Origin of the sequence: Streptomyces hokutonensis (genome assembly GCF_000376565.1) — a bacterium.
Taxonomy (GTDB): domain Bacteria; phylum Actinomycetota; class Actinomycetes; order Streptomycetales; family Streptomycetaceae; genus Streptomyces; species Streptomyces hokutonensis.
Genome location: NZ_BARG01000002.1, coordinates 34,332 through 61,027 on the forward strand (window position 1 = coordinate 34,332; position 26,696 = coordinate 61,027).

The 26,696-nt window shown below is 71.0% G+C and carries 26 protein-coding genes and 1 pseudogene; 13 read left to right on the plus strand and 14 right to left on the minus strand.

The genetic code is table 11. The features are described from left to right. Entirely contained in the window at positions 1–522 is a 522-nt protein-coding gene (locus SSP08S_RS00545) for a sigma-70 family RNA polymerase sigma factor (protein ID WP_019065615.1), read from the minus strand. A 188-nt stretch (positions 523–710) separates the two neighbouring features. On the opposite strand from SSP08S_RS00545, the gene SSP08S_RS00550 reads away from it, so the two are divergent. Beyond that, the gene (locus SSP08S_RS00550; protein ID WP_019065616.1) at positions 711–1,727 is read left to right on the plus strand and encodes an aspartate-semialdehyde dehydrogenase; all 1,017 of its coding nucleotides are present in this window, start codon (positions 711–713) and stop codon (positions 1,725–1,727) included. A gap of 127 nt (positions 1,728–1,854) precedes the next feature. Here SSP08S_RS00550 and SSP08S_RS00555 read toward each other — a convergent pair whose 3' ends face one another. After that, positions 1,855–2,316, minus strand: a complete 462-nt coding sequence (locus SSP08S_RS00555) for a DUF1203 domain-containing protein (protein ID WP_019065617.1) — start codon at positions 2,314–2,316, stop codon at positions 1,855–1,857. A 112-nt stretch (positions 2,317–2,428) separates the two neighbouring features. Between SSP08S_RS00555 and pepN the strand changes: the two genes are divergently transcribed. Next, entirely contained in the window at positions 2,429–5,002 is a 2,574-nt protein-coding gene (gene pepN / locus SSP08S_RS00560) for an aminopeptidase N (protein WP_019065618.1), read from the plus strand. Positions 5,003–5,057: 55 nt separating this feature from the next. On the opposite strand, the gene SSP08S_RS00565 is transcribed toward pepN, so the two are convergent. The 3 genes from SSP08S_RS00565 to SSP08S_RS00575 all read right to left on the minus strand — a co-directional run bounded on the left by SSP08S_RS00565 (position 5,058) and on the right by SSP08S_RS00575 (position 8,116). Beyond that, positions 5,058–5,831: an SDR family NAD(P)-dependent oxidoreductase gene (locus tag SSP08S_RS00565; protein WP_026178059.1), complete on the minus strand. Its 774-nt coding sequence runs from the start codon at positions 5,829–5,831 to the stop codon at positions 5,058–5,060. 72 nt (positions 5,832–5,903) lie between these two features. Beyond that, positions 5,904–7,061: a sigma-70 family RNA polymerase sigma factor gene (locus SSP08S_RS00570; RefSeq protein ID WP_019065620.1), complete on the minus strand. Its 1,158-nt coding sequence runs from the start codon at positions 7,059–7,061 to the stop codon at positions 5,904–5,906. Positions 7,062–7,063: 2 nt separating this feature from the next. Continuing rightward, positions 7,064–8,116: an EamA family transporter gene (locus tag SSP08S_RS00575; RefSeq protein ID WP_019065621.1), complete on the minus strand. Its 1,053-nt coding sequence runs from the start codon at positions 8,114–8,116 to the stop codon at positions 7,064–7,066. Positions 8,117–8,222: 106 nt separating this feature from the next. Here SSP08S_RS00575 and SSP08S_RS00580 point away from each other — a divergent pair, with 106 nt between their 5' ends. Then, positions 8,223–8,747: a MarR family winged helix-turn-helix transcriptional regulator gene (locus SSP08S_RS00580; RefSeq protein WP_019065622.1), complete on the plus strand. Its 525-nt coding sequence runs from the start codon at positions 8,223–8,225 to the stop codon at positions 8,745–8,747. 24 nt (positions 8,748–8,771) lie between these two features. Here the strand turns inward: SSP08S_RS00580 and SSP08S_RS58045 are convergent, their stop codons facing one another. Next, positions 8,772–9,755, minus strand: coding sequence for a helix-turn-helix domain-containing protein (locus tag SSP08S_RS58045; RefSeq protein WP_019065623.1), 984 nt, complete (start codon positions 9,753–9,755; stop codon positions 8,772–8,774). 151 nt (positions 9,756–9,906) lie between these two features. Here SSP08S_RS58045 and SSP08S_RS00590 point away from each other — a divergent pair, with 151 nt between their 5' ends. Further along, positions 9,907–11,112 carry an acyl-CoA dehydrogenase family protein gene (locus tag SSP08S_RS00590; protein ID WP_019065624.1) on the plus strand — a complete coding sequence of 402 codons (1,206 nt, stop codon included), beginning with the start codon at positions 9,907–9,909 and terminating at the stop codon, positions 11,110–11,112. Between the two features lie 74 nt (positions 11,113–11,186). On the opposite strand, the gene SSP08S_RS00595 is transcribed toward SSP08S_RS00590, so the two are convergent. The 3 genes from SSP08S_RS00595 to SSP08S_RS00605 form a co-directional block, all read right to left on the minus strand. Then, positions 11,187–11,450 (minus strand): hypothetical protein, encoded by a 264-nt coding sequence (locus tag SSP08S_RS00595; protein ID WP_019065625.1) that lies wholly within the window; start codon positions 11,448–11,450, stop codon positions 11,187–11,189. Between the two features lie 66 nt (positions 11,451–11,516). Beyond that, positions 11,517–13,649: a 4-alpha-glucanotransferase gene (gene malQ / locus SSP08S_RS00600; RefSeq protein WP_019065626.1), complete on the minus strand. Its 2,133-nt coding sequence runs from the start codon at positions 13,647–13,649 to the stop codon at positions 11,517–11,519. Next, positions 13,650–13,892 (minus strand): hypothetical protein, encoded by a 243-nt coding sequence (locus SSP08S_RS00605; RefSeq protein WP_019065627.1) that lies wholly within the window; start codon positions 13,890–13,892, stop codon positions 13,650–13,652. 189 nt (positions 13,893–14,081) lie between these two features. Here SSP08S_RS00605 and SSP08S_RS00610 point away from each other — a divergent pair, with 189 nt between their 5' ends. Genes SSP08S_RS00610 through SSP08S_RS00620 form a run of 3 tightly spaced genes read left to right on the plus strand, consistent with a single transcriptional unit; the run spans position 14,082 to position 16,668 of the window. Then, positions 14,082–14,615 carry a PadR family transcriptional regulator gene (locus SSP08S_RS00610; protein WP_026178060.1) on the plus strand — a complete coding sequence of 178 codons (534 nt, stop codon included), beginning with the start codon at positions 14,082–14,084 and terminating at the stop codon, positions 14,613–14,615. Further along, positions 14,612–15,310, plus strand: a complete 699-nt coding sequence (locus SSP08S_RS00615) for an ABC transporter ATP-binding protein (protein ID WP_019065629.1) — start codon at positions 14,612–14,614, stop codon at positions 15,308–15,310. Before SSP08S_RS00610 ends, SSP08S_RS00615 begins: the two co-directional genes overlap by 4 nt. Then, complete coding sequence (locus SSP08S_RS00620) at positions 15,307–16,668, plus strand: hypothetical protein (protein ID WP_019065630.1); 1,362 nt, start codon at positions 15,307–15,309, stop codon at positions 16,666–16,668. Before SSP08S_RS00615 ends, SSP08S_RS00620 begins: the two co-directional genes overlap by 4 nt. A gap of 105 nt (positions 16,669–16,773) precedes the next feature. Here the strand turns inward: SSP08S_RS00620 and SSP08S_RS00625 are convergent, their stop codons facing one another. Beyond that, positions 16,774–17,310: an HNH endonuclease gene (locus tag SSP08S_RS00625; protein ID WP_019065631.1), complete on the minus strand. Its 537-nt coding sequence runs from the start codon at positions 17,308–17,310 to the stop codon at positions 16,774–16,776. A 355-nt stretch (positions 17,311–17,665) separates the two neighbouring features. On the opposite strand from SSP08S_RS00625, the gene SSP08S_RS00630 reads away from it, so the two are divergent. Further along, the gene (locus SSP08S_RS00630) at positions 17,666–18,760 is read left to right on the plus strand and encodes a mechanosensitive ion channel family protein (RefSeq protein WP_019065632.1); all 1,095 of its coding nucleotides are present in this window, start codon (positions 17,666–17,668) and stop codon (positions 18,758–18,760) included. Between the two features lie 352 nt (positions 18,761–19,112). Here the strand turns inward: SSP08S_RS00630 and SSP08S_RS62825 are convergent. Beyond that, a pseudogene (locus tag SSP08S_RS62825) lies at positions 19,113–19,604 on the minus strand (GNAT family N-acetyltransferase); the annotation flags it as partial. A 291-nt stretch (positions 19,605–19,895) separates the two neighbouring features. Here SSP08S_RS62825 and SSP08S_RS61550 point away from each other — a divergent pair. Continuing rightward, a complete protein-coding gene (locus SSP08S_RS61550) occupies positions 19,896–20,054 on the plus strand; it encodes a hypothetical protein (protein ID WP_158697116.1) in 159 nt (52 codons plus the stop codon). A 144-nt stretch (positions 20,055–20,198) separates the two neighbouring features. On the opposite strand, the gene SSP08S_RS58050 is transcribed toward SSP08S_RS61550, so the two are convergent. The 3 genes from SSP08S_RS58050 to SSP08S_RS60625 form a co-directional block, all read right to left on the minus strand. Beyond that, on the minus strand, positions 20,199–20,546 hold the full coding sequence (locus SSP08S_RS58050; RefSeq protein ID WP_019065635.1) for a hypothetical protein: 348 nt from the start codon (positions 20,544–20,546) through the stop codon (positions 20,199–20,201). 179 nt (positions 20,547–20,725) lie between these two features. Then, the gene (locus tag SSP08S_RS00650) at positions 20,726–21,160 is read right to left on the minus strand and encodes a VOC family protein (protein WP_026178061.1); all 435 of its coding nucleotides are present in this window, start codon (positions 21,158–21,160) and stop codon (positions 20,726–20,728) included. Continuing rightward, a complete protein-coding gene (locus SSP08S_RS60625; RefSeq protein WP_026178062.1) occupies positions 21,126–21,680 on the minus strand; it encodes a hypothetical protein in 555 nt (184 codons plus the stop codon). The genes SSP08S_RS00650 and SSP08S_RS60625 overlap by 35 nt, the downstream gene beginning before the upstream one ends. Positions 21,681–22,030: 350 nt before the next feature. Here SSP08S_RS60625 and SSP08S_RS00660 point away from each other — a divergent pair, with 350 nt between their 5' ends. The 4 genes from SSP08S_RS00660 (at position 22,031) to SSP08S_RS00675 (ending at position 26,696) form a co-directional block, all read left to right on the plus strand. Beyond that, on the plus strand, positions 22,031–22,864 hold the full coding sequence (locus SSP08S_RS00660) for a hypothetical protein (RefSeq protein WP_019065638.1): 834 nt from the start codon (positions 22,031–22,033) through the stop codon (positions 22,862–22,864). 189 nt (positions 22,865–23,053) lie between these two features. Further along, the gene (locus SSP08S_RS00665) at positions 23,054–24,280 is read left to right on the plus strand and encodes an ROK family transcriptional regulator (protein WP_019065639.1); all 1,227 of its coding nucleotides are present in this window, start codon (positions 23,054–23,056) and stop codon (positions 24,278–24,280) included. A gap of 129 nt (positions 24,281–24,409) precedes the next feature. Further along, entirely contained in the window at positions 24,410–25,747 is a 1,338-nt protein-coding gene (locus SSP08S_RS00670) for an ABC transporter substrate-binding protein (protein ID WP_019065640.1), read from the plus strand. Positions 25,748–25,754: 7 nt separating this feature from the next. After that, positions 25,755–26,696, plus strand: coding sequence for a carbohydrate ABC transporter permease (locus SSP08S_RS00675; RefSeq protein ID WP_019065641.1), 942 nt, complete (start codon positions 25,755–25,757; stop codon positions 26,694–26,696).

Sequence of the window (26,696 nt, forward strand, 5' to 3'; positions counted from 1 at the left end):
TCACACCACCTCGTCCTCGTGCAGGCGGTCGCGCAGCGCGCGGACCGCCGTGTGCAGCCTGCTCTTGACCGTGCCCTCCGGGATGCCCAGCTCGTGCGCTATGGAACGCACCGGCAGATCGGCGAAGAAGCGGAGGACGAGGACCTGGCGCTGCTGGTCGGGCAGTTCGTCCAGGCCCTGGGCCACCGCGAGGGACAGGACACTCGTGTCCTCCCCGGAGGGGTGCGCGAGTTGGCGGAGGGAGGCCAGCCGCTCCCCCACCCGCTCCTGGCGGCGCCTGGCCCGGTGCCAGTCCATGGCGAAGTTCGAGGCGACGACCGCCGCCCACGCCGAGACGTCGCGCGGTGCCTCGTCGCCCTTCGCCGCGCGCTCCAGCAACCGCAGCCGTACCTGCTGGACCCCGTCCGGCAGATCCGCCTGCGGCACCCCGCCGAGCGCGAGCACCGCCCGCACCCGCCGTTCCTGGGCCGCGTCCAGCGGATCATCGCCCTCCCGGACCCGACGGGCCTTTCTGCGCAGCACAAGCCACCCCCTTCCCGCGTTTCCTCTACGACGCCGCAGCGCACGGAAACGTTCGGAGACGTAGGTCACACTGGCAAGGGCCGTGTCCCATTCCTCGGGCATGCGGGGCAAAGAATTGGACAGGTGGACCCGGGGCGGCCGCATGATGGAAACGCCGCAGATGTACAGGAACAGGTGAAGGAGTCGCTGTGAGGGTCGGAATCGTCGGAGCCACCGGTCAGGTCGGCACGGTCATGCGCAGGATCCTCGTCGAGCGGAACTTCCCGACGACGGAGTTGCGTCTGTTCGCCTCGGCCCGTTCGGCGGGGACGGTCCTCGACGGTGTGACGGTGGAGGACGCGGCCACCGCCGACTACTCCGGCCTCGACATCGTGCTGTTCTCGGCGGGCGGCGCGACCTCGAAGGCGCTGGCCGAGAAGGTCGCCTCGCAGGGCGCGGTCGTCATCGACAACTCCTCCGCCTGGCGCAAGGACCCGCAGGTCCCGCTGGTCGTCTCGGAGGTCAACCCGCACGCGATCGTGGACCGCCCCAAGGGCATCATCGCCAACCCGAACTGCACGACGATGGCCGCGATGCCGGTCCTGAAGCCGCTGCACGCGGAGGCGGGGCTGGAGGCGCTGGTCGTCGCCACGTACCAGGCCGTGTCCGGTTCCGGTGTGGCCGGGGTGGCCGAGCTGCACGGGCAGGCGCTGAAGGTCGTCGGCGACGCGGACAAGCTCACCCACGACGGCAGCGCGGTCGACTTCCCCGAGCCGCAGGTCTACAAGCGGCCCATCGCCTTCAACGTGCTGCCGCTCGCGGGCTCGATCGTCGACGACGGCCTGAACGAGACCGACGAGGAGCAGAAGCTCCGCAACGAGTCCCGCAAGATCCTGGAGATCCCCGAGCTGAAGGTCTCCGGCACATGTGTCCGGGTCCCGGTCTTCTCGGGCCACTCGCTCCAGGTCAACGCCCGTTTCGCGCGCCCCCTCTCCGTCGAGCGCGCGACGGAGATCCTCGGCGGCGCCCCGGGCGTGGCCCTCTCCGACATCCCGACCCCCCTCCAGGCCGCCGGCCAGGACCCGTCCTACGTCGGCCGCATCCGTGCCGACGAGACGGTCGACCACGGCCTCGCCCTCTTCGTCTCCAACGACAACCTCCGCAAGGGCGCCGCGCTCAACGCGGTACAGATCGCGGAGCTGGTGGCGGCGGAACTCCAGGGCTGACCCGGTCTTCCTCGCCCCCGCCGCCCCTACCCGTCCCATCCTCCTGGGGCTCCGCCCCAGACCCCGCTCCTCAGACGCCGGAGGGGCTGAACCTTCAGCCCGTCCGGCGTTCGAGGTGCGCAGGGCGCTACGCCCTGCGCACCTCGAAGAAGAAACACCCGTACTCGACGGCCCGGACGTGGACAACAACCACGGACGGGTCGTCGAAGGCCCTGCGGAAGGCCTCGTCGTCGAGGGTGTCCACCAGCTCGCCGCCGAGGATGTGGCCCTCGGCCGAGTAGCGGCGCAGCACCCGGTGGGCGTCCGCGAAGGGGTACCCCGAGCCGGCCGCAGGCCCCCCGCACTCCTCCGCGTGGACGAACACCGGCCCCACCTCGTCGTACGCCCCCGCATCCGCCGCCCAGCGGCGCACTGGGGCGTACGAGACGAGGGCGATCCGCTCGCCCGGCTCGCTGCGGCGCAGGCAGCAGCGGAGCGGAGCGCCGCCCTCCTCATCGAGTACGGGAACCATTCCGCGGCCCGCATCGTCAGCAGAGCGCAGCTCCTTCAGGACCGTGGGGTCGATGGGTCGTGCCGTGTACGTCGTCATGACTCCAGGCTCGCGCCCGTCCGCCCCACTGACCGGCGGGATACGGACATCGCGTTCCGGTCAGGTCCCGTGGAAGGATGGCGCAACCCACACATAACGAGGAGATGACCGCGTGCCTGGCACAAACCTGACTCGCGAAGAGGCGCAGCAGCGGGCGACGCTGCTCACCGTTGACTCGTACGAGATCGATCTCGACCTCTCCGGCGCGCAGGAGGGCGGGACCTACAGGTCCGCGACGACGGTGCGCTTCGATGTGACGGAGGGCGGCACCGAGTCCTTCATCGACCTGGTCGCCCCGGCCGTCCACGAGGTGACGCTGAACGGCGACCCGCTCGACCCCGACGAGGTCTTCAAGGACTCGCGGATCGCCCTGGCCGGGCTGTTGGAAGGGCCGAACATCCTGCGCGTGGTCGCGGACTGCGCGTACACCAACACCGGTGAGGGACTGCACCGGTTCGTCGACCCCGTCGACCAACAGGCGTACCTCTACACCCAGTTCGAGGTCCCGGACGCGCGCCGCGTCTTCGCCAGCTTCGAGCAGCCCGACCTCAAGGCCACCTTCCAGTTCACCGTGAAGGCGCCGACCGGCTGGACCGTCATCTCCAACTCCCCGACGCCCGAACCCCGGGACGACACCTGGGTGTTCGAGCCGACGCCCCGCATCTCGACGTACATCACGGCGCTCATCGTCGGGCCGTACCACTCCGTGCACAGCGTGTACGAGAAGGACGGGCAGTCCGTCCCGCTCGGCATCTACTGCCGGCCCTCGCTCGCCGAGTACCTCGACTCGGACGCGATCTTCGAGGTGACGCGGCAGGGCTTCGACTGGTTCCAGGAGAAGTTCGCCTACGCGTACCCCTTCAAGAAGTACGACCAGCTGTTCGTCCCGGAGTTCAACGCGGGCGCGATGGAGAACGCCGGTGCCGTCACCATCCGGGACCAGTACGTCTTCCGCTCCAAGGTGACCGACGCCGCCTACGAGGTGCGCGCGGAGACGATCCTGCACGAGCTGGCCCACATGTGGTTCGGCGACCTCGTGACGATGGAGTGGTGGAACGACCTGTGGCTGAACGAGTCGTTCGCCACGTACACCTCCATCGCCTGCCAGGCGTACGCGCCGGACTCGCGCTGGCCGCACTCGTGGACGACGTTCGCCAACTCGATGAAGACCTGGGCCTACCGGCAGGACCAACTGCCGTCCACGCACCCGATCATGGCCGAGATCCGCGACCTGGACGACGTCCTCGTCAACTTCGACGGCATCACCTACGCCAAGGGCGCGAGCGTGCTGAAGCAGCTCGTCGCCTACGTCGGCATGGACGAGTTCTTCGCGGGCGTACAGGCGTACTTCAAGCGGCACGCGTACGGCAACACCCGCCTCTCCGACCTGCTCGGCGCGCTGGAGGAGACCTCCGGGCGTGACCTGAGCGCCTGGTCGAAGGCGTGGCTCCAGACGGCCGGCATCAACATCCTGCGCCCGGAGATCGAGACGGACGCGGACGGTGTCATCACCGCCTTCGCGATCCGCCAGGAGGCCCCGGCCCTGCCCGCCGGAGCCAAGGGCGAGCCGACGCTGCGCCCGCACCGGATTGCGGTCGGCCTGTACGAACTCGACGAAGAGACCGGCAAGTTGGTGCGCGACGAGCGCGTCGAGCTGGACGTGGACGGCGAGTTGACCGCCGTACCGCAGCTGGTCGGCAAGCGCCGTCCGGACGTGGTGCTGCTCAACGACGACGACCTGTCGTACGCGAAGGTCCGCCTCGACGAGCAGTCCCTCGCGTTCGTCACCGAGCACCTCGGCGACTTCGAGTCCTCCCTTCCCCGCGCCCTGTGCTGGGCCTCGGCCTGGGACATGACCCGCGACGCCGAACTCGCCACCCGCGACTACCTCTCCCTCGTCCTCTCGGGCATCGGCAAGGAGTCCGACATCGGTGTCGTGCAGTCGCTCCAGCGGCAGGTGAAGCTGGCGATCGAGCTGTACGCCGACCCGGCCGCCCGCGAGGCGCTGCTCACCCGCTGGACGGACGCCACGCTGGCGCACCTGCGCTCCGCCGAGGCGGGCAGCGACCACCAGCTGGCGTGGGCCCGCGCGTTCGCGTCCACGGCCCGTACGCCGGAGCAACTCGACCTGCTGGACGCCCTGTTGGAGGGCACCCAGACCATCGAGGGCCTGGCCGTCGACACCGAGCTGCGCTGGGCGTTCGTCGAACGCCTCGCGGCCGTGGGCCAGTTCGACGAGACGGAGATCGCCGGCGAGTACGAGCGGGACAGGACGGCCGCCGGTGAGCGCCACGCGGCGACCGCCCGTGCCGCCCGCCCGACCGAGGAGGCGAAGGCGGAGGCCTGGGCGCAGGTCGTCGAGTCCGACAAGCTCCCCAACGCCCTTCAGGAAGCGGTGATCTCGGGCTTCGTCCAGACCGGCCAGCGCGAACTGCTGGCGCCGTACACGGAGAAGTACTTCGCGGCGGTCAAGGAGATCTGGGACGCCCGTTCGCACGAGATCGCCCAGCAGATCGCGGTCGGCCTCTACCCGTCGATCCAGGTCTCCCAGGACACCCTGGACCGCACGGACGCCTGGCTGACGGCGGCCGAGCCCAACGCGGCCCTGCGCCGCCTGGTCTCGGAGTCCCGCTCGGGCGTTGAGCGCGCCCTGAAGGCCCAGGCCGCGGACGCGGCTGCTTCGTAGTCACTTCCGCTACGGCCATGAGGGCGCCCGGCGTGAAGCCGGGCGCCCTTCGCCGTCACCCCGGGAACATCCCGCCGGTGACGTTGACGAACGTGCCGGTGATGCTCGCCGCGTGGTCCGAGGCGAGGAACACGGCGGTCGCGGTGATCTCGGCGAGGGTGGGGTTGCGGCGGGTCATGCGCAGGCTCGACAGGTGACCCAGGATCCCCTGGATCGCCGCCTCGTTGAGGTCGGGGTTGACCTTGCCGAGCTTCTCGATGGTGAGCGTCTCGGGGATGCCGGCGGCCCAGATCCCGACCGCGCGCACCCCGCGCGGGCCCAGCTCCATCGCCAGGTTGCGCACCAGGCTGTCGGTCGCCGCGTCGGCGGGACCGGTGCCGCCCATCATCGGACTGCCGTGCGCGGAACCGCTGTTGAGGGTGAGGACGACACCGCTGCCCCGCTCGGCCATGCGGCGGGCGGCGGCGCGGGCGGTGATGAAGTTGGCGCGGGTGCCGTTGACGACCGGCGCCAGGAAGTCGTCGACGGGCATGTCGGTGATCGGCAGGCCCTGCACATCACCGCGCGAGACGAGGTTGAAGGACACGTCCACGTCCCCGACCCGGGCGAGGTGTTCCTCCACGGCCGTCTCGTCGAGCGCGTCGACGACGGCCACCTCGGCGTCCTTGAGGCCCGTTTTCCCGATGTCGGCGGCCACGGCCTCCAGCGTCTCCCGGGTGCGTCCCACGAGGTGGACGCGGGCGCCCTCGGCGGCGAAGGCACGGGCGACCGCGCCGCCGATCGAGCCTCCGGCGCCGTAGACGACCGCGGTCCTGTCGGTGAGCAGCATGGTGAACTCCTTGTGGGTCAGGTGTCGTTCGAGTCGGCTGTACAGACGCACGCGGGGTCCACCACTCATCGGTCACAGCCGCAGGGGCAGTCCGAAGGCCGGGAAGAGGTGCGGTTCGAAGGAGGTGATCTCCACGATCCGGTCGTCCGCGCCGAAGCGGAGCACGTCGAGAACTTGAGCCCGGTAGACGGTCGTTCCGGGCCGTCGGACGTAACCCCCGGCCGCGAGCTGCCCGTTGGCGCGTGCGGGGAGGTGGCGCCAGTGGCCCAGGAACATGGGCGAGTTGGCGTCGAGGCTGACGCTCAGGAACTCCACGAGCGCGTCACGGCCGGTGAACCAGAACGGGTTCGGCGGCATGGTGAGGGTGACGTCCTCGCTGAGCAGCGCGGCGACCTCGGACAGGTCGAGGCGTTCGGCGGCGGCCATGTACCGCTTGACCAGGGTGCGTTGGTGCTCGGTGGGTCCGTCGGCCGTCCAGTCCGCGCGCCGGCCGGGGAGGTGGTCGCGCAGGGTGGGGCGGGCGCGTTGCAGCGCGCTGTTGACCGAGGCCACGGTCATGTCGAGGGCCTCGCCGGTCTCCACGGCGGTCAGCCCGAGCACGTCCCGCAGCACCAGCACCGCGCGCTGACGCGGCGGGAGGTGCTGGACGGCGGCCAGGAAGACCAGTTCGAGGGTCTCGCGGGAGACGGCGGCGGCCTCCGGCTGCTCCTCGGCGGACGGCAACTCGTCGTCGGGATAGGGCTGTAGCCAGGTGATACGGGCGGGCGGCTCCCCGCCGCCGTGGTTCATGCCGGGCAAGGGCTCGTACCGCTTGGGGCGGCGGGCCGTACGGCGCTGGAAGTCCAGGCAGGCGTTGGTCGCGATGCGATACAGCCACGTACGGGCACCGGCCCGCCCCTGGAAGGTGTCCCGGGCCCGCCAGGCCCGCAGGAACGTCTCCTGCACCAGGTCCTCGGCATCGTCGTACGACCCGGTCATGCGGTAGCAGTGGACCTGGATCTCACGGCGGTGGGACTCGACGAGCGCGGCGAAGTCGCCTTCGTCGAGCGGGACTTCCGTAACGGCCGGACGAGTGACGGATTCCTGAGCGGTGTCGCGCGCCGTCCGCGCCACCCGCCGCAACCGCGCGACGGACGACGACAGTTCCGTCACCCCGGAGTAGAAGACGGAGGGCGGCTGAGGCACCAGCTCCTCCACCTGCCGGCCGATCTCCTTGATCAGGCCGTGCACACTTACTCCGCCGCTCCCCTGCCGCTCCCGGTAGGCCTTCTGCCGGCAGGCGGCGGAGCAGTAGACGGAGCGCCGACCGGTACGGCCCGTCTGCGCGGTGAGCGGCTTGCCACAGCTGGGGCAGGATGCATCGGCCACGGGCGCCTCCGGCGTTGCGTCACGGCGTTCCCGCGTGACGCTACCTCCCGGACGGAAACGGCAGGGGTACGCGCCCCGATCTGCCCGGCGATCGTCGCCCCGAACGCCAGCGCCATCCCGGCCATCTGCAACGGCGTGAGCGCCTGTCCGAGCGCCGCCCAGCCGACGACGGCCGCGGTCAGCGGGGAGAGCGGGCCGAGGAGGGTGACCTGGGTGGCGGAGAGCCGGCCGATGCCGCGGAACCAGAGCCAGTACGCGACCGCCGTGTTCGCCAGCGCGAGATACAGATAGCCGCCGACCGCCCGCCCGTCGAGCGCGGGCGGCGCCCCCTCGGCCAGGAAGGCGACGGGGGCTATGAGCAGGCCCCCGGCCGTGAGCTGCCAGCCGGTGAGGGCGAGCGGGCCGACGCCGTCCGGGCGGCCCCACCGCTTGGTGAGCACGGTGCCGGTGGACATCGAGGCCGTGGACGCGAGGGCCGCGAGCACACCGACCGGGTCGAGCGCACCGGCCGCCTTCAGTACGACGAGGCTCACGCCGAAGGCCGCGAGGGCACCGGTGAGCACGCTCCGGGCCGTGGGCCGCTGCCCCAGCAGGACCGCCGAGAGGCCCACGACGATCAGCGGCCCGATGGAGCCGACGACCGAGGCCATGCCACCGGGGAGCCGGTACGCGGACAGGAACAGCAGCGGGAAGAAGGCGCCGATGTTCAGCGCGCCGAGCACGGTCGCCTTCCACCACCAGGCACCGCGCGGCAGCACCCGGGCCAGCGCGAGGAGCACGAGACCGGCGGGGAGCGCGCGCATCAGGCCGGTGAAGAGGGGGCGGTCGGGCGGGAGGAACTGGGTGGTGACGGCGTAGGTCGTGCCCCAGGAGACGGGGGCGAGGGCGGTGAGGACGATGGTGGCGGAGCGGTTCATGCCATCTCCTTCATAAGTAACTTGCCGCTAATTAGCTTAGCTGCAAGCAACTTTCCGTCAAGTTACTTTCTTGCGGGCGACCCGTCCACCGGCCGATACTCGACGCATGAGTGCACGCCCCGAGCAGCGCAAGGACCCCGTCGACGCGATCGTCGAGCAGTGGGCGGTGGTGCGGCCCGACCTGGACACCGCCGCGATGGAGGTCTTCGGGCGGATCTTCCGGCTCTCCCGGGCCATGGGCGACAGCATGGAGAAGGCGTACGCGCCGCACGGCATCTCGCGCGGCGAGTTCGACGTCCTCGCGACCCTGCGCCGGGCCGGTGAGCCGTACACCCTCTCGCCGCGCGAGCTCTCGGCGACGCTGATGCTCACCACGGGCGGCATGACCGGCCGCCTCGACAAACTGGAACGGGCCGGCCTGCTCCGCCGCTCCCCCGACCCGCACGACCGGCGGGGGCTCCAAGTGACCCTGACGGAGAAGGGGTTGGCGCTCATCGACGAGGCGGTGGGGGCGGGGCTGGCGGCCCAGCAGAAGGCCCTGTCCGCCGCCCTCGACGGGGAACAGGTCGGACAACTGGCCGATCTACTGCGGGAGTTGCTGAACGGGACGGCGGCCGCCGCGCGGGAGTGACACCGCTTCGAGGAGCCCGCCGCGTCAGGTGCTTCGCTCGCCCGGCCGCCGGGGCGACTGCCCGTACGCGCCGCGGTAGGCGCGGCGGAAATGGCTGGGGTCGGCGAACTGCCAGCGTGCCGCGATGTCGGCGACGGTGAACGGGCCGCCCGGAAGGCCGAGTTCGCGGCGGGCGCCTTCGAGACGGCGGCGGCGCACATGGGCCATGACGGACTCGCCGTCCGCGAAGGCCCGGTGGAGGGTGCGGACGGAGACGTTCAGCGCCCGGGCGATGGCGGCCGGGGTCAGGTCCGGGTCCCTCAGCCGGCTGTCGGCGTAGGCGACGGCCGCGGTCCGCAGTGACGGGGGCGGGACCGCGACGGGTGCGCGGGTCCGGATGAGTCCGGTCAGCAGCACGGCCATCGCCTCGCCGGCCGCGTGCGTGGCCTCCGGGCCGAGCCGGCCCGCGAGGGACCAGGCGGCGTCGAGATGGGCGAGGAACAGCCGGGACTCCGGGGCCGTGGCGGGAGCGACGGTCAGGGCCGGCAGCCGGGTCCCGTACAGATGGTCGAGCAGACCGGACCTGGGCAGGACGAGCACCCTGCAGTCGGTCGGTGCCGTGTAGGCGAACTGCCAGTAGGTGTGCAGGTCACGGATGCAGAGGGTGCCGGGGCCCAGGTCGGCCCGCCGGCCGGTGTCCTCGATGCGCAGGCTTCCGCTCCTGATGACGTGGACGGCGACGAGGTCGGCCCGGCCGTCGGTGCTCCCGCTGCCCGAGATCCCCTCGATGGGGTCGCTGAACTGCCTGCTGACGGCGACCTCGCCGACCAGCCGGCGTTCCACCCGGGTGCGGTGGACACCGCGGGTGCGGTCCGCGGGCAGCCGCAGCTGCCGTATGTGGGCGAGGTGACCGAGTCCGCGCTGCCACTGGTCGTGCAGCAGGTCCTGGCGGTGGGGATGGCGCAGCGGCACGTCGATGGACGCCCGCTGCCGCCACTCCGCCGCCCCGACCACCTGCGTCCCTGTCACGTGTGTCCCCCCGTCGTGGCACCGATGTTCCTTCCGGCGCCTCGCTACCGCTTTCTAGTCTGCTGCGGACACGATGACCTGCTTCCGGCCGCCGCGGCCACCCACGGCATCGTGGCCGCCGTCGATTCCCGCACCAGAGTGGAGCCCCGCCGTGAACCTGTCCCCGTCCGCCCCCTCGCCGGCCGATGAGGCCGGTGTCCGCGCCGAGTTGACGGAGGCCGCCGCGAAACTCGTACCCATCCTCGCCGGGCAGGCCGAGGAGGGCGAGCGGTTGCGCCGCGTGTCGGACGACGCGGCCCGTGCCCTGCGCGAGGCGGGGATGCTCCGCCTCGCCACCCCGCGCGCCCTCGGCGGCTTCGGAGCCGGGGTGCGGACCACCATGGAGGTGACGGCCGAACTGGCCCGTGGCGACGCCTCCGCCGGCTGGATCGCGAACATCTACACCGGGGGCGGTCTGGTCGCCTCGCTGATGGACGACCGGGCCCGTGCCGAGGTCTGGGGCCAGGACCCCGACGCCGCCGTCGCCGCGTCGCTCACCCCCGCGGGCTCCGCAGTCACCACCGAGGGCGGCGATCTCGTCGTGTCGGGCCGGTGGGGCTGGGCCTCGGGCATCCAGCACGCGAGCTGGGTGGCCCTGGCGATCGCGCCGGGCGCCGCCGACCAGCCGCCGTCGATCGCCCTGGTGCGGGTCGAGGACCTCACGGTCGAGGACACCTGGCACGTGGCGGGCATGGCCGGCACCGGCAGCAACACCGTCGTCGCCGACCAGGTGACCGTGCCGGCCCACCGGACGCTGAACATGGGCGCCGTCCTGGCCGGCGCGTACGCCGGCCGCCACGAGGGCGAGCCCCGCAACGCCGTGGCGGTCGCCTCCATGCTCGCCCTGACCGTCGTCGCGCCCATGCTCGGCATGGCCCGGGCCGCCCTGGACCTGACCCTCGCGACGGCCGCCCGCAAGCCCATGTCCCTGACGGTCTACGAGCGCCTCGCCGACTCACCGAGCGTCCAGCTCGCCGTCGCCGACGCCGCCTCCCTCGTCGACACCGCCCAGTTGCACGCGTTGCGGGCCGCCGACGACCTCGACCGCGCCGCCGCCGAGGCCCGGCAGCTCACGGTCGCGGAGCGCGCCCGGATCCGCATGGACACCGCGGTCGCCGCGATCCGCAGCCGCGAGGCGGTGGACCGCCTGGTCTCCGTGTCCGGCGCGAGCACCTTCGCCCTGGCCAACCCGCTCCAGCGGATCTGGCGCGACCTGGGCACCGCCTCACGCCATGGCGTCGTCAACCCCGATCTCGGCCGGGAGATCTACGGCCGCAGTCTGCTCGGCATCGCCGAACAGCCCACGTTCATCATCTGACCGCCGGGAGAACATGCCGAAGGCGCCCGCCTCACCGCTGTGGGTGATGCGGGCGCCCTTCGGAAAAGGTGAGGTCAGGCCTTCGTGCCGGTGGCGGACTTGGCCTTCGGCGCACGGTCCTTGGACTTGTCCAGCGCCAGGACCAGGCCCGCGATGATCGCGAACAGGGCCAGCGGGATCAGGACATAGAGCCCCAGCGTCTCGGCGACGCTCAGGCCGTTGCCCGGGTCGTCGCCGTCGTCGCGGGTGAGCGCGAGCGCGGGGGACGTCATGAGCAGCATCATCAGCGTCGTACCGGCAACCAGGGCACCGGCGCGCAGGGCGTTCTTCTTGTCCACACCGCAAAAGTAGCGAACGCCCGAACGAGCCGCGCGCCCGGGGGTGCCGTATGGGGCGTACGGGCGTCACGGGCCCCCTTCCGCACCCCCGCCCGAGCCCGTTTCCGCACCCGCCTCCAACCCCGCCCGCAGCACATCCACCAGCGCGTGCAGCCTCGGCGACGCGGCGAGTTCCTCCAGCGTCACGGGACGGCCCTCCGCGTCGGCGATCGGGAGGCGCCAGTTCGGGTACTGGTCCCAGGTGCCGGGCAGGTTCTGCGGGCGGCGGTCGCCGATCGTGTCGGGGAGCCAGACGCCGATCATGCGGGCCGGTGTGCGGAGCAGGAAGCGGTGGACGGCGTGGATCTCCGCCTCCTCCTCGGACGCGGGCCGCCCGCCGCCCGTCGCCGGTTCGTAGAGACCGAGCCGGGCCAGCAGGGCCAGCCACTCCCCCACGTCGGTGGCGGCCTCGACGCGCTCCTCCTCCACCGGGCGGGTCAACAGGCCCAGCCGGTACCGGAGTTCGACGTGTTCGCCGGTGAGGCGGGCCGCGGTGGGCGGCAGGTCGTGGGTGGTGGCGGTGGCGAGGCAGTCGGCGCGCCACCTCTCGGGCGCGAGGGGGCGGCCGTCGCCGTCCCAGTCCCGTTCGAACCACAGCACCGACGTGCCGAGCACCCCGCGCTCCTGCAACTCCTCGCGCACACCCGGCTCCACGGTCCCCAGGTCCTCGCCGATCACCACGGACCCGGCGCGCGAGGCCTCCAGGGCGAGGATCGCGAGCATGGCCTCGGCGTCGTAGCGGACGTAGGTGCCCTCGGTGGGCGGTCCGCCCTGGGGGACCCACCACAGGCGGAACAGGCCCATGACGTGGTCGATGCGCAGGGCGCCGGCGTAACGGAAGAGCGCGCGGAGCAGGCGGCGGTAGGGGGCGTAGCCCGACTCGGCGAGGCGGTCCGGGCGCCAGGGGGGCAAACCCCAGTCCTGGCCGAGGGAGTTGAAGGCGTCGGGGGGCGCGCCGACCGACATGCCGGACGCGAAGTGGTCCTGCTGCGCCCAGGCGTCGGCGCCGTCGGGATGCACCCCCACGGCGAGGTCGTGCACGACTCCGAGCGGCATGCCCGCTTCGCGTGCGGCCCGCTGGGCGGCGGTGAGTTGGGTGTCGGTGAGCCAGGCGAGGCGGGAGTGGAAGTCGACGCGGTCCATCAACTCGGCGCGGGCGCGGGCGGTTTCGGGCGAGCGCGGGTCGCGCAGACCGACGGGCCACCTGCGCCAGTCCGAGCCGTGCACCTCGGCGAGGGCGGACCAGGTGGCGTGGTCCTCCAGCGCCTCGCCCTCGCGGGCGAGGAAGTCGGCGTAGGCGGCCCGCCGTCCGGGCCCGAGGGGGACCTGGCGTACGAGTTCCAGCGCCTCCCGCTTGAGCTCCCACACGGCGTCGCGGTCGATCAACGCGCCCTTCTCCAGGACGGATTCGCGCAGCCGCGCGGCTCGTTCGAGGAGTCCGCGCACCTGCTCGCGCTCCTCGACGTAGGCGAACTCGGGGACGTCCTCGACCCGCAGATACACCGGGTCGGGGAAGCGGCGCGAGGACGGGCGGTAGGGCGAGGGGTCGGTGGGGGCGCCGGGCACGGCCGCGTGCAACGGGTTGACCTGCACGAATCCGGCGCCGAGCGCCCGCCCGGCCCAGGCGGTCAGCTCGCCCAGGTCACCGAGGTCGCCCATGCCCCAGGAGCGCCGGGAGAGCAGCGAGTAGACCTGCACCATCAGTCCGTACGACCGTCCGGCGGGCGTCGGCAACCGGTCCGGGGCGATGACGAGATGGGCCTCGGCGCTGCGGCCGTCCGGGGCGGTGGCGGTCAAGTGGTGGACGCCGGGCGTGAGTCGGTCAACGCCTGTCCGGGTCTCGCCCTGTTCGGTCTCGATGTGCAGCCGGGTGCCCTCGGGCAGCGCGTCGAGCGCGGCGGGGGTGCCGCCGTGCCGGCCCACGACGGTGGGCGGCAACAGCCGTCCGGCCAGCTCCTGTTGGCGGGCGGCGAGCGCGGCGCGTACCGCCCGCGGGGTGCTCGCGTCGACGCCGAGGGCGGCCAGTACGGCGACGACGGCGCCGGACGAGGCCGGGACCGCGCGGTCCGGGGAGGGGCTGTAGGCGGTGGCGACGCCGTGCAGTTCGGCGAGCCGGGACAACTCCTCGCCGAGGGCTTCGGCCGGCCGGGGTGCTGTCATCTAGGGCCTCGTCGAGTCCGGGTCGGCGAACACGGCGGACTCGCTGGTGAGCGGGGCCGTGTCGGCGAGTGGCGGCTCGCTGGTGAGGGGTTCGGCGTCGGTCAGCGGGGGTTCGCTGGTGAGCGGGGTCTCGGCCCAGGCGCCCTCGGAGTCGACGTGGAAGAGCTCGGGTTCGAGGTCGGCGGACGGCTCCGCGACGCGTTTGGAACGGGCCGGGAGCGGAAGTGATGCCGATGCGGCCACGGTGGCCTCCTTGTCGGGATGGTCGGGTCGGGCGACGGTCCGGTTACCGCAGCCCTACCCAGTGGGCGCGACGGCAGACCTCCAGGTTGGGGTACGGGCGGCACCGTGGCCACTCCCGTACCGGACACCCGTACGTTTCCCGCTGATCACTATTCACTCAGTACATGTATCCAGTGCATACTGATGTCCATGAGCACCCGCCACATCCTGCTGGGCCTGCTCGCCCAAGGACCGAGCCACGGCTACGACCTGAAGCGACGCCACGACGAACGCTTCCCGCAGGCCCGCCCGCTGGCCTACGGGCAGGTCTACACGACCCTGCAACGCCTGGTCCGGGACGGTCTCGCGGAGGTCGACGGCACCGGCTCGGACGGCGGCCCGGAGCGGACGGCGTACCGCTCGACGGCCGAGGGTGCGCGTGAACTCGCGCACTGGGCGGGGGAGATCGCGCCGCCCGCGCCCTTCGTGACGAACGAGATCTTCGCCAAGGTCGTCGTCTCGATCCTGTCCGGCGGCGACCCGGAGGCGTATCTGCGGGCCCAGCGCGCCGCCCACATGGAGCGGATGCGCGAACTCACGGCGCTCAAGACCGCCAAGGGCGCCGACCTGGCGACCGTCCTCTCGGCGGACTACGCCCTCAACCACCTTGACGCGGACCTCCGTTGGATGGCGACGACGGCGGCCCGGCTGACCACTCTGACCGCGGAGGTCGACACAGCATGAGCGACATCGGGGGTACGGCGGCGCCGCTGCTCGCGGCCCGGGACCTTGCCAAGGCGCACGGCAGGACCCGGGCGCTGGACGGCGCCTCGGCCGACCTGGCGGCCGGCGAGATCCTCGCCGTCACGGGGACCAGCGGCAGCGGCAAGAGCACCCTGCTGCACTGCCTGGCCGGGATCGTCCGCCCGGACGAGGGGACGGTGACGTACGCAGGAGAACGGCTGGACGAGCTGCCGGAGAAGCGGCTCAGCGAGCTGCGGCGGACCGAGTTCGGGGTGGTCTTCCAGTTCGGGCAGCTGATACCCGAGCTGACGGCCGTCGACAACGTGGGCCTGCCCCTGCTGCTGGCCGGGGCCGGCCGCGCCGAGGCGCGGCAGCGGGCCGGTGAGTGGCTGGAGCGGTTCGGGGTGCGCGGGCAGGCCGAGCTGCGGCCGGGCGCGCTGAGCGGCGGCCAGGCCCAGCGGGTCGCGCTCGCCCGGGCCCTGGTGACCGGCCCGAGGATCGTCTTCGCGGACGAACCGACCGGCGCGCTGGACTCCCTGGCGAGCGAGCAGGTGATGACGGCACTGGTGGGAACGGCCCGCGAGTCGGGTGCGGCGGTCGTGCTGATCACCCATGACGCGCAGGTCGCGGCCTACGCGGACCGCGAGATCCGGCTGACGGACGGGACCGTGGCGCGGGCGGGGGTGACGGCGTGAAGTCGTTGCTCGCCGATCTGCGGCTGGCCTGGCTGCTCACCCGGGGGTCCGACCGCCGGGAGTGGTGGCGCGTCCTGCTCACCGCCGTCGGGGCGGCCCTGGCGACCGGCCTCGGGCTGGTCGTCGCCGCGCTGCTGCCCCTGAAGGGGCACCACACCGTGTCCGTGGGCGGCGGGCTGCTCGACCGGGCCGATACCCGGATCGGTGTGGTCGCCGCACTCCTGCTGCTGTTCGTCCCGGTGCTCGGCTTCCTGGGCCAGTGCGCCCGGGTCGGCGCGGTGCACCGCGACCGCCGGCTCGCGGCGCTGCGGCTCGCCGGGGCCACTCCCGGCCAGACCCGGCGGATCGCGGCCCTGGAGTCGGGACTGGCCTGTCTGGCGGGCTCGGCGGTGGCCACGGCCTTCGCCGTACCGGCCCTGCTGCGGCTGTGGCACAGCCCCGTCCCCCTGGCCTGGGCGGGCATCGCCGCGGTGGCCGTAGGAGTGCCGGTGCTGGGCGCGGCAGTGAGCGCGCTGGTGCTGCGCGGAGTGGTGGCCTCTCCCCTGGGGCGGATCCGGCGGCTGCGGCCGGCCGAGGGTCCGGGGCGGCTGTTCCGAGTGGCGACGGCGGTGCTGGCACTGTCCGTGGTGTACATCGTGACCACCCCCTTCCACGACGTGCCCTTCGAGTTCGCCCTCACCCCGCTCACGGTCGTCGGCGTGTGTCTGCTGATCGGTGCCGTGGCGGTGTGGCTGACCGGCGCATCGGCCCGGCAGCTCGGCGAGGGCGTGGCCGCCCGCGCGCAGCGCCCGGCGGTACTGATCGCGGCGGAGCGACTGCGCGACGACCCGTGGGCGGCGGCCCGTACGCATGCCGCGGTCCTGCTGGTGACGGTCGTCGGCTCCGGCTTCATGGGGATACGGCAGGTGCTGCTCTCGGTCCTGCGCGACGAGGCGGACCAGTACGCGGAGGGCATCGGCTTCTACGAGAACGGCCTCAACCTCGTCGGCCTCGCGCTCCTCTTCGCGCTCGCCCTGGTCCTGGCCGCGCTCGCCGTCGGCACCGCCGAGTCCGTCGCCACCCGGCGCCGCGGCCTGGCCGCCCAGGTGGCGGCCGGGGTGCCGTATCCGGTGCTCGCGCGGGCGACCCTGCTGGAGACCGCCGTACCGCTGGCACCCGCGCTCACGCTGGCGGGCCTCGGCGGCACGACGATCGGCGTCTGGTACGGCGCCGCCGCCTCGGAGCACACGGCGATCCCGGTGCCGTACGACGCGCTGCTGGTCCCGGTCGCGGTGTACGCGGCCTGTCTGCTGGCGGCGGCCACGTCACTGCCGCTGCTGCGCCGCTCGGTGCGTCCCGGCGAGCTGCGCTACGCATGACGGTCCGCCCCGGGAGCACAGGGGACTCCCGGGGCGGACCGCTCCGTACCGTCGTACGGAACCGGGTGTTGCGGGGTACAGCGGGGTACACAAAAGCCCGGATCGTCAGGCGGAGATGCCGTCGATCCGGGCCATCGCGTCCTCCGCGCCGTATGGCTGCAGGTACGGCAGCCAGCGCGGGTCCCTGTGCCCGGTCCCGATGATGCGCCAGGCCAGGCCGGTGGGTGGGGCGGGTTTGTGGCGCAGCCGCCAGCCGATCTCGAAGAGATGTCGGTCGGCCTTCGTGTGGTTGCAGCGGCGGCAGGACGCCACCACGTTGTCCCAGGCGTGCTTGCCCCCGCGGCTGCGCGGAATGACATGGTCGACGCTGGTTGCGACGCCACCGCAGTACATGCACCGGCCCCCGTCGCGCGCGAAGAGCGCCCGCCGGGTAAGAGGAACGGGCCCCCGATAGGGAACCCGCACGAATCGCTTGAGCCGGACCACGCTGGGTGCGGGGACTGTGACGGTTGCGCTGTGCATATAGGCGCCGGATTCCTCCAGGGAGACAGCCTTGTTCTCCAGGACGAGGACGAGCGCGCGGCGGAGCGGTACGACGCCGAGTGGCTCGTACGACGCGTTGAGGACCAGGACATGCGGCACGGATGCCTCCTTGTGCGTCGGCGGCGCGTGGCTCGCGCCGGGACGATCTGTAGTCAGTCTCCCCTCATGCCTGGTGGAAGCGCCACCATGTCCCGGTAACGGGCTGGGAGTGTTTTCGACCACATGTGATCCGTCCCCGGGACGGCCGTGGGTTCGTCCCACCTGTTCTTTCCCGGTTGAACACAGCCTCTCCCCCGAATGCGGCAACGATCCTCACGCGTTGCCCCGATAGTGTGGTGGATCCGCCCCTACGGTGACCTATTCGTGACCTAGACCGCGTGTACGAAGACGTGTACGACGTGTAAGACCTGACCGCAGCGCCGGGGGCGGACCGCAGCACCTGGAGGTACCTGCCGTGTCCTTGTCCGCCGTCCTACTGGCCGCCGCCTCGCCGTCGCCGTCCCCGAGCCCCTCGGAGACCACGGTGACCGTGCCCTCGCTCCAGGACGCCCAGGAGAGCGCGACCAACGCAGCGAGTTGGGTCGAGCAGAACTGGTCCACCTGGCTGGCGATCGGGCTGCGGGTGCTGCTGATCCTGGTGATCGCGGCGGTGCTGAGAATGACGGTGCGGCGGGCGATCACCAAGCTGATAGACCGGATGAACCGCACGGTCGAATCGGTGGACGGCACGGCGCTCGGCGGTCTCCTGGTGAACGCGGAGCGCCGCCGCCAGCGCTCCCAGGCGATCGGCTCGGTCCTCCGCTCGGTGGCGTCCTTCGTGATCCTGGGCACGGCCGCGCTGATGATCCTCGGCACGTTCGAGATCAACCTGGCGCCTTTGCTGGCGTCCGCCGGTGTAGCGGGCGTGGCGATCGGTTTCGGCGCCCGCAACCTGGTCACGGACTTCCTCTCCGGCGTCTTCATGATCCTGGAGGACCAGTACGGCGTCGGCGACCAGATCGACGCGGGGGTGGCCTCCGGCGAGGTCATCGAGGTCGGCCTCCGCGTGACCAAGCTGCGCGGCGCCAACGGCGAGATCTGGTACGTCCGCAACGGCGAGGTCAAGCGCATCGGCAACCTCTCCCAGGGCTGGGCCACGGCGGGCGTGGACGTCACCGTCAAGGCCTCCGAGAACCTGGACCGGGTGAAGGCGACGCTGGACGCGGTCTCGGAGCGCATGAGCAAGGAGGAGCCCTGGAACGAGCTCCTCTGGGGCCCCATCGAGGTCCTCGGCCTCGACAGCGTCCTCATCGACTCGATGGTCGTCCGCGTCTCGGCCAAGACGATGCCGGGCAAGTCGGTGGGCGTGGAACGCGAACTCCGCTGGCGCATCAAGCGCGCCTTCGACGAGGCGAACATCCGCATCGTGGGCGGGGCGACGGCGGACCCGGCGGACGATGTGGCGGACCCGACGGAGTCGGTCGCGGCCCCTTCGGTCTACTCCAACTCGGACTCGCCTCAGGTGGCGGCGACTTCGCCCATTTCTTCGCAGCGGCCTTCTACGCGCTAGCGGGCGGGGGGCGGGAGACCACGGGCGGGCCTCAACTCCCCGTCCGCTCCGCCCCCGTGTCGAAGAACCGCCCCACGTACTCATCCGCCGGCAACGCGCTCTCCCGCATGAGGGAGAACACCTCGGCGCCCTCCCCGGGCTCGCCGCCCATCCGGTAGGCCTCGGCGAAGTCGACGTACTCGACGCCGTCGAGGTCCGCGCAGTACTCGTGCGCCTCCAACTCCCCCCGCCCGATGGCCTCGTCGAGCGAACGGGCCCGCCAGAGGGTCAACCGCTCCTCGTAGACGCCGAGTTCGCGATGCCGGAACACGCATCGGACGCCGTACCAGGACAGTTCACTCATCGGCGTCGCGCCGGCCCAGGTGATCTCGAAGTACCTGACGCGTTCGTCCTGTCCGGCCGGCCGCATGCCCGCCGCCGTCATGACGCGGTGGGAGGCGGTGTTGTCGTGGTCGGCGTCGCCCTTCACGCAGGTGACTCCTTGCGCCCGCGCGAACCGCAGCAGCGCCCGGAGGGCCTCGGCGGCGTATCCCTGCCCCTGGGCCGACGGGACGAGGCCGTAGCCGATCGTGACGCTGCCGTCCTCGTCCACGGGTCCATGAAATCCGAGACCGCCGATCGCCCGGCCGTCCTCCCGCCGACGGATCTCGTAGTTGCCGAACGGCTGGGGATCACCGGTGTCCGCACAGATACCCAGGAAGCGCCTGGCGGCGAACACGTCCCCGCCGGTGGGGTATTCAGGCCCCCACCGATCACCGCCACCCGGCTCACCCGCAACCACTCGCTCGGCTTCACCGACGGTCATCGGGTGCAGCACGAGCCGCGCCGTCACAAGATCACTCATGGCAGCGAGGAGTATCACGCGGGGTGGCCGGGGCGCACGGAGATTGTCCGAGCCAGGCGGCCTGCAGCAGGCCCAGGGCCCCCCGCACCCCATCGCCTCGGCGAGCGACCGGGCCGCCACAGGGTCAACTGCTCTTCGTAGACCCCGAGTTCGCAACGCAGGAATACACACCGGACGCCGCACCAGGACTACTCTCTCGCTTGCTCCCGCACTCATCACCGCAGCGTGGTCGGCAAAGCACTGGCAAGCCGCTCCGTCTCGGTACGGGCCGCATCCGGGAGTCCGTCCAGCATGTCGTCCTGGAACAGCTCCCAGTGCCAGTCAGCCACCCGCAACCTCGCGGTGCGCGGCACGGACGATCTCCCCGGCCTCCCGGACGGCACGGTCGCGTACGGCGGGGTCCGTGCTGTTGATCGCCAGTTCGGTGGCGTGCAGCCGGCGGGCGGTTAGGGGGCCACAGCGCCGCCAACCGGCCGGCTGCGGGAGAGGCTTTGGCCTCCTGTGCCCTCCCCCAGTTCCGGGGTGGAGCCGAGGTGTTCGAATTTGACGATACGAAGCCGCTCCCTGGACGGGGGCTGCTCGTGTCGTCAGCGCTCAGCAGTTCACGTGGACTCGCTCGACGTAATTGCTGCCGTCCAGGGTCCGCTGACCCCCTGCCCAGACGTAATCCCACGTGCCGTTCACGTAATACACCGTGAAGCTGTTGCCGTGGGCCCGGGCGTAGTTGAAGTGGCCGTAGATCCAGTTGTCTCCACAGCCGTCCATGTTCCAGACGCCCCCGGAGGTGTCGTAAACGCAGGCCCGCCCGGGATCGCACTTGTAGGTCACGTACTGGGGATGGACGTCGGCGGCCGAAGCGGTGCTGGAGCCGCCGACGAGCGCGCCGATCCCAAGAGTGAGAGCCACAGCCGTACGGGTCACGTGCTTTTTGAGCAACTGCATCCAGAAGTCTCCCTGCCCGTGAGGACCTGCCTTTCGGTCGACCGGTGCAATTCACTGTGGTCGACCTCTTTGCGCCACACCGTAGGCACCGCTCCTGGATACCAGCCATCCTTTCGAACACCATCGAAGCGTGCGGTGCCCGCACCTTCGCGTGGGACCGGTTGACGACCTGCCGATGCTCAGTCGACGCAGAACTCGTTGCCCTCGATGTCCAGCATCGGGATGCACGACTCGTTCTCCTCGTCGGCGTACAGCGTCCGCACGTGGGTCGCGCCGAGCGCGACCAGTCGTGCGCACTCGGCCTCGAGCGCCGCGAGGCGTTCGGCGCCGACGAGCCCGGTGCCGACCCGGACGTCGAGGTGCACCCGGTTCTTGACGGTCTTGCCTTCGGGGACGCGCTGGAAGAACAGGCGCGGGCCGACGCCCGAGGGATCACTGCAGGCGGACCAAGCCCCCCGCTCCTCAGGAGGCAGGGTGCGGTTGAAATCGTCCCAGGTGGTGAACCCCTCCGGTGGCGCCGGCATGACGTACCCCAGCACTTCGCACCAGAAGCGAGCGACGCGCTCCGGTTCCGCACAGTCAAAGGTGACTTGGAACTTCTTGATCGCAGACATCGGCGCACCGTACCGCGTACCCGGAGACCCTGCCGCTCATTTCCCGGGCGGATCGGCTCCCGCCCTCCACCAGCCCCAGCCTCCCGGCCACCTGACACAACGCCACGAAAGACGCCCCCCGCCGCACACCCGAGACCCCCGTATAGGCCGCACCCTCACGAAGGTCCAGCAGCACCGTCCCCGCCGCCTCGTCGAACGTGACCGAGCCCCAGACCGTGTGCCTGCGGCGGCCCGGGCGCCACTGGAACCAGACCTCCTCGCGGCCCTTCTCCGCGGTGACGGAGGCGCGGTCGGACGCCTTCAGTTCGGTGCGCATCCGGTCGGGCCAGCCCACGGAGGGCCATAGCACGCGGAGTTGGCGGATCTGGCGGCGGGCGAGGGCGTCGGGGGTGAGGGGGATGCCGGCGGTGCGGGCTCGTCGCCGCAGTGACGGGCGTACCGCTGCGGCCCGTACAGCCCATACGACGTTGACGGCGGGCGTGCTCCCCGCCTCCTGCCGGTACTCGGCCAACACGCTCATGCCCGCACCCCTCTCGCCGTTCCCCATGTCCCGCGAACGCGGTTGATCAAAAGTCAGGATTCTGTGAGGTGGCTGGCAGGGCGGATCGGTTCCATCACGAATCGGCCTCGGCAGCGGAGTCGCAGCGGCCGAAAAGCGTCCAACAGGCCTCGCAATTGCGGCAGATCAGCCAAAACTCCGTCACCCGCTCCCACCTGGTGCTTTGGCCATCGTGACGAAGCCGTGATGCGATCACCTTCACAGGTTGATCTCATTTCCCTCGCAGGCCCCTCATGCCTAAGGTCGCCCCACGACGGGCCCTTGTTCTGGAGCGCAACGCCCAGGGGTCCGTTTCGAATGTGGGGACAGAAATGAGAAAGCTCGCCATAGGTGTCGCCCTGAGCGGTGCCCTGGCCCTGACCGGTCTGGCCGCGCCGCTCGCGCAGGCCGCGACGCCGGATCTGGTCTTCTCGGGTGTGACGGTCAACAAGGGGAAGGCGATCGTCGTCGGCACCACCGCCGCGGTGAAGGTGCCCGTGACGTACACGCTGACGCGGCCGTCGGACGTGGTCATCGACAGCAAGACGACGTTCGCGGGGATCATGCTCTACCGCGGCCGGCTCGCCGACATGGACAACGACATCGAGAGCACCCTCGCGCCGACCTGCACGACGACGGCGACAACGGACACCACCGTCACCGAGTCCTGCTCCGACACGATCACGATCGACCCGGAGGAGAGCCTGTACGAGGCGGCCGACGCGACCACCTGGAACGTCGGCGGTTTCTACGGCCACATCGACGTCGACGCGGACGACTCCGACGACAAGATCAGCACGTCGACCGACTTCGCGGCCTGGGGCGGCAAGGGCAAGGTCAAGGTGCAGCGGGCGGCGAAGCTCACCGCCAACGCCGCCCCCGAGCCGGTGAAGAAGGGCAGGACCATCACCGTCACCGGCAAGCTGACCCGCGCCGACTGGGAGAACGAGGTCTACACCGGTTACGTGTCCCAGCCCGCCAAGTTGCAGTTCCGGGCGAAGGGTTCGAGCACCTACACCACCGTGAAGACCGTCACCTCCACCACCGGTGGCGCGCTGAAGACGACCGTGAAGGCGACCAAGGACGGTTACTTCCGCTACGTCTTCGCCGGCACCTCCACCACCGGCGCGGCCACCGCCGCCGGTGACTACATCGACGTTCAGTAGGACAAGAAGTAACACCAGCTCCTCTCCCACCGCCCCCGCAGGTAACGAGTCTGTTGCCTCGGGGGCGGTGTCTATTGACGCCCCCTTCGTCCCGGGCTTACGTTCCTCCCACCCAATAGGAAACTTTCCTAACAGTGACCACATGACACGCTGGGTGGTTCGAGAGTTCGAGAGGCAGGTGGCGTCGACATGGCAGGAACCTCCGGTACCCCCGGCACAGGTACCCCGGGCACCCCCCGCGTCCTGCGCGCCATGAACGACCGCGCCGCCCTGGACCTCCTCCTGGAGCACGGCCCGCTCTCCCGCACCCGGATCGGCAAGCTCACCGGACTCTCCAAGCCGACCGCCTCCCAGCTGCTCGCCCGGCTCGAAGCGGCGGGACTCGTGCTCGCCACGGGCACCAGCGAGGGGCGCCCGGGCCCCAACGCCCAGCTGTACGTGGTCAATCCGGGCGCCGCGTACGCCGCCGGGCTCGACGTCACGCCGGAGCGCATCCGCGCCGCCGTCGCCGATGTCACCGGCCGCACGGTGGGCGAGTTCGAGCTCGCCACCCCCGGCCGGCGGCCCGCCCAGCCCGTCGTACGGCAGGTCACCGACGCCCTCGACGGGGCAGTCAAGGCGGCCGGGCTGGCCCGCGGTGACGTGCACCGCCTGGTCATCGGCACCCCCGGCGCCTTCGACCCGAACACCGGCAGGCTGCGTTACGCCTCGCACCTGCCGGGCTGGCACTCCCCGGCCCTGCTCGACGAACTCGCCGCCGCGCTGCCGATGCCGGTGGAGTACGAGAACGACGTCAACCTCGTCGCCATAGCCGAGCAGCGGCTCGGCGCGGCCCGCGGGCACGGCGACTTCGTGCTGCTGTGGAACGAGGGCGGCCTCGGCGCCGCCCTGGTCCTCGGCGGCCGGCTGCACCGCGGCTGGACCGGCGGCGCGGGCGAGGTCGGCTTCCTGCCGGTGCCCGGCGCGCCCCTGGTCCGCCAGGTGACCAAGGCCAACAGCGGTGGTTACCAGGCACTGGCGGGCTCCCAGGCCCTGCCCCAACTCGCCCGCGAACTCGGCATCACCGAGATTCCGACGGGTCCCTACGCCGAGGTCGCCGCCGCCCTCGTCGCCACCGCCGCCGACCACACCACCGGCCCCCGGCGGCGGCTCCTGGAGATCTACGCGACCCACCTCGCGACCGGTCTCGCCTCGCTCGTCTCCGTGCTCGACCCCGAACTCGTCGTCCTCAGCGGTGCGTCGCTCACCGCCGGCGGCGAGCCCCTACGCGCCCTCGTCCAGGCCGAGTTGGAGGAGCTGGCGGCGTCCCGGCCCCGGCTCGTCGTCGGCGACGTCCATGAACAGCCCGTGCTGCGCGGCGCGTTGGAAAGCGCGCTGGCAACGACCCGCGACGAGGTCTTCGACACCTCGCGCTGACCCCACCGGCCGGCTCCGGTTCCCCCAGACCCCCGTCGGCCCACCTCTACCCACCCCCCTCGGCTTCCCCAACCACCTCGCCCCGCCCCGCCCTTGGGAGACCTCGCCATGCCCGGAACACCCCGGAAGATGTCCGTAACATCCCGGAAAGCGGCTGTCGCAGTCGCCGCCTCCGCCTCCATCGCCCTGCTCGCCACCGCCTGTACCGGCCAGTCCTCGTCCGGTGCCTCCGACGACGCGTCGAAGGACGTCACGATCAACTTCTGGCACGCCTGGAGCGCCGCCTCCGAGCTGAGCGCCGTGAAGTCGCTGGTCGCCGGGTTCGAGAAGGCGCACCCCAACATCCATGTGAACGTCGTCGGCAACATGACGGACGACAAGATCAACCAGGCGCTGCGCACCGGCGGCGACAAGTCCCCGGACGTGATCTCGTCGTTCACCACCAACAACGTGGGCAAGTTCTGTTCCTCGGGCGCCCTCGTCGATCTCAACCCCTTCTTCAAGAAGGACGGCATCGACCCGGAGACGACGTTCCCGAAGGCGATGAACGAGTACACCCAGTTCGACGGAAACCGCTGCACCGCACCGCTGCTGGGCGACGCGTACGGGCTGTACTACAACAAGACGGAGTTCAAGAAGGCCGGCATCACCAGCCCGCCCAAGACGTGGTCCGAATTCGAGGCGGACGCCAAGAAGTTGACGATCACCAAGGGCGACACGTACTCGCAGCTCGGGTTCATGCCGGACTACCACGGCTGGGAGACCACGACCGAGCACATCTTCGCGCAGTTCTCGCCGACGTACTTCGACAAGAGCGGCAAGTCGGCGCTCGCCACGGACCCCGCGTTCAAGGCCGGATTCACCCTCCAGAAGAAGCTCGTCGACGAACTCGGCGGCTTCAAGAAGCTGGAGAGCTACCGCTCCACGCTCGGCGACGAGTGGGGCGACAAGCACCCCTTCCACACCGGCCAGGTCGCGATGCAGCTGGACGGCGAGTGGCGGCTGGGGATGGCCACGGCGGCGAATCCCAAGCTGGACATAGGAGTTGCCCCGCTGCCCGTCCCGGACGACCAGGTCGCCCAGTACGGCAAGGGCTACATCACCGGCACGATCGCCGGCATCGCCGCCAACAGCAAGAAGCAGAACGCGGCTTGGGAGTTCGTCAAGTACATCACCACGGACACGGACGCGGTGGTCGGCTTCTCCAACGCCATCCACAACGTGCCCTCCACCCTCGCCGCCCTCAAGTCCCCGAAGCTGAAGTACGACCCGCGCTTCAAGACGTTCCTGGACATCGCGTCGAACCAGTACTCGACGACAAGTCCCGCCTCGATCAACGGCGGTGTGTACCTGACGACGATCCAGAACCTCGGCTACGACTACGAGAGCGGCAAGGTGAAGGATCTCGACTCGGCCCTGAAGAGCACGGCCAAGCAGATCGACACGGACATCGCGCAGGCGAAGTAGCGGCGCGATGAGCACAATCACCCTGGCGTCGAAGCGCCGCAGGTCGGCGCTTCGCACACTCGCCTTCATGTCGCCCTGGCTGATCGGCTTCGCGGTCTTCTTCGCGTATCCGCTGATCTCGACGGTCTATTTCTCGTTCATGCACTACGACGGCTTCAAGCCGCCGACGTGGGTGGGGACGAAGAACTGGACGTACGTCTTCAAGAACTATCCGTACTTCTGGCCCGCGATGCGCAACACCCTGTGGCTCGTCGTGGTGATGGTGAGTCTCCGGGTCGTGTTCGGCCTGGGCGTCGGCCTGTTGATCACCAAGATCAAGACGGCGACGGGCGTCTTCCGGACGCTCTTCTACCTGCCGTACCTCGCCCCGCCGGTCGCGGCCACGATGGCGTTCGCGTTCCTCCTCAACCCCGGTACCGGGCCGGTGAATTCGATCCTGGAGAAGGTCGGCATCCCGGCCCCGGGCTGGTTCAACGACCCCACCTGGTCCAAGCCGGCGCTCACTCTGCTCGCCCTCTGGGGCATCGGCGACCTCATGGTCATCTTCATGGCCGCGCTGCTCGACGTGCCTCAAGAGCAGTACGAGGCGGCCGAGCTGGACGGCGCGTCGGCCTGGCAGCGGTTCCGCTACGTGACCCTCCCGAACATCTCGCCCATCGTCATGTTCGCCGTCGTCACCGGCGTGATCCAGACCATGCAGTACTACACACAGCCACTCATCGCCGGGAAGGTCGCGTCCGGCGTCATCCAGGGCGCCGGCACGCAGTTCGAGCCCGGCTACCCGGAGAAGTCCACGCTCACCCTTCCCCAGCTCGTCTACAACCTCGGCTTCCAGCGCTTCGACTACGGCTCTGCCTGCGTGGTGGCACTCGTCCTGTTCGCCCTGTCGATGGTGTTCACCGCGTTCCTGATGCGGCGCCGGGGCGGCCTCAACCTGGCAGGTGACTGA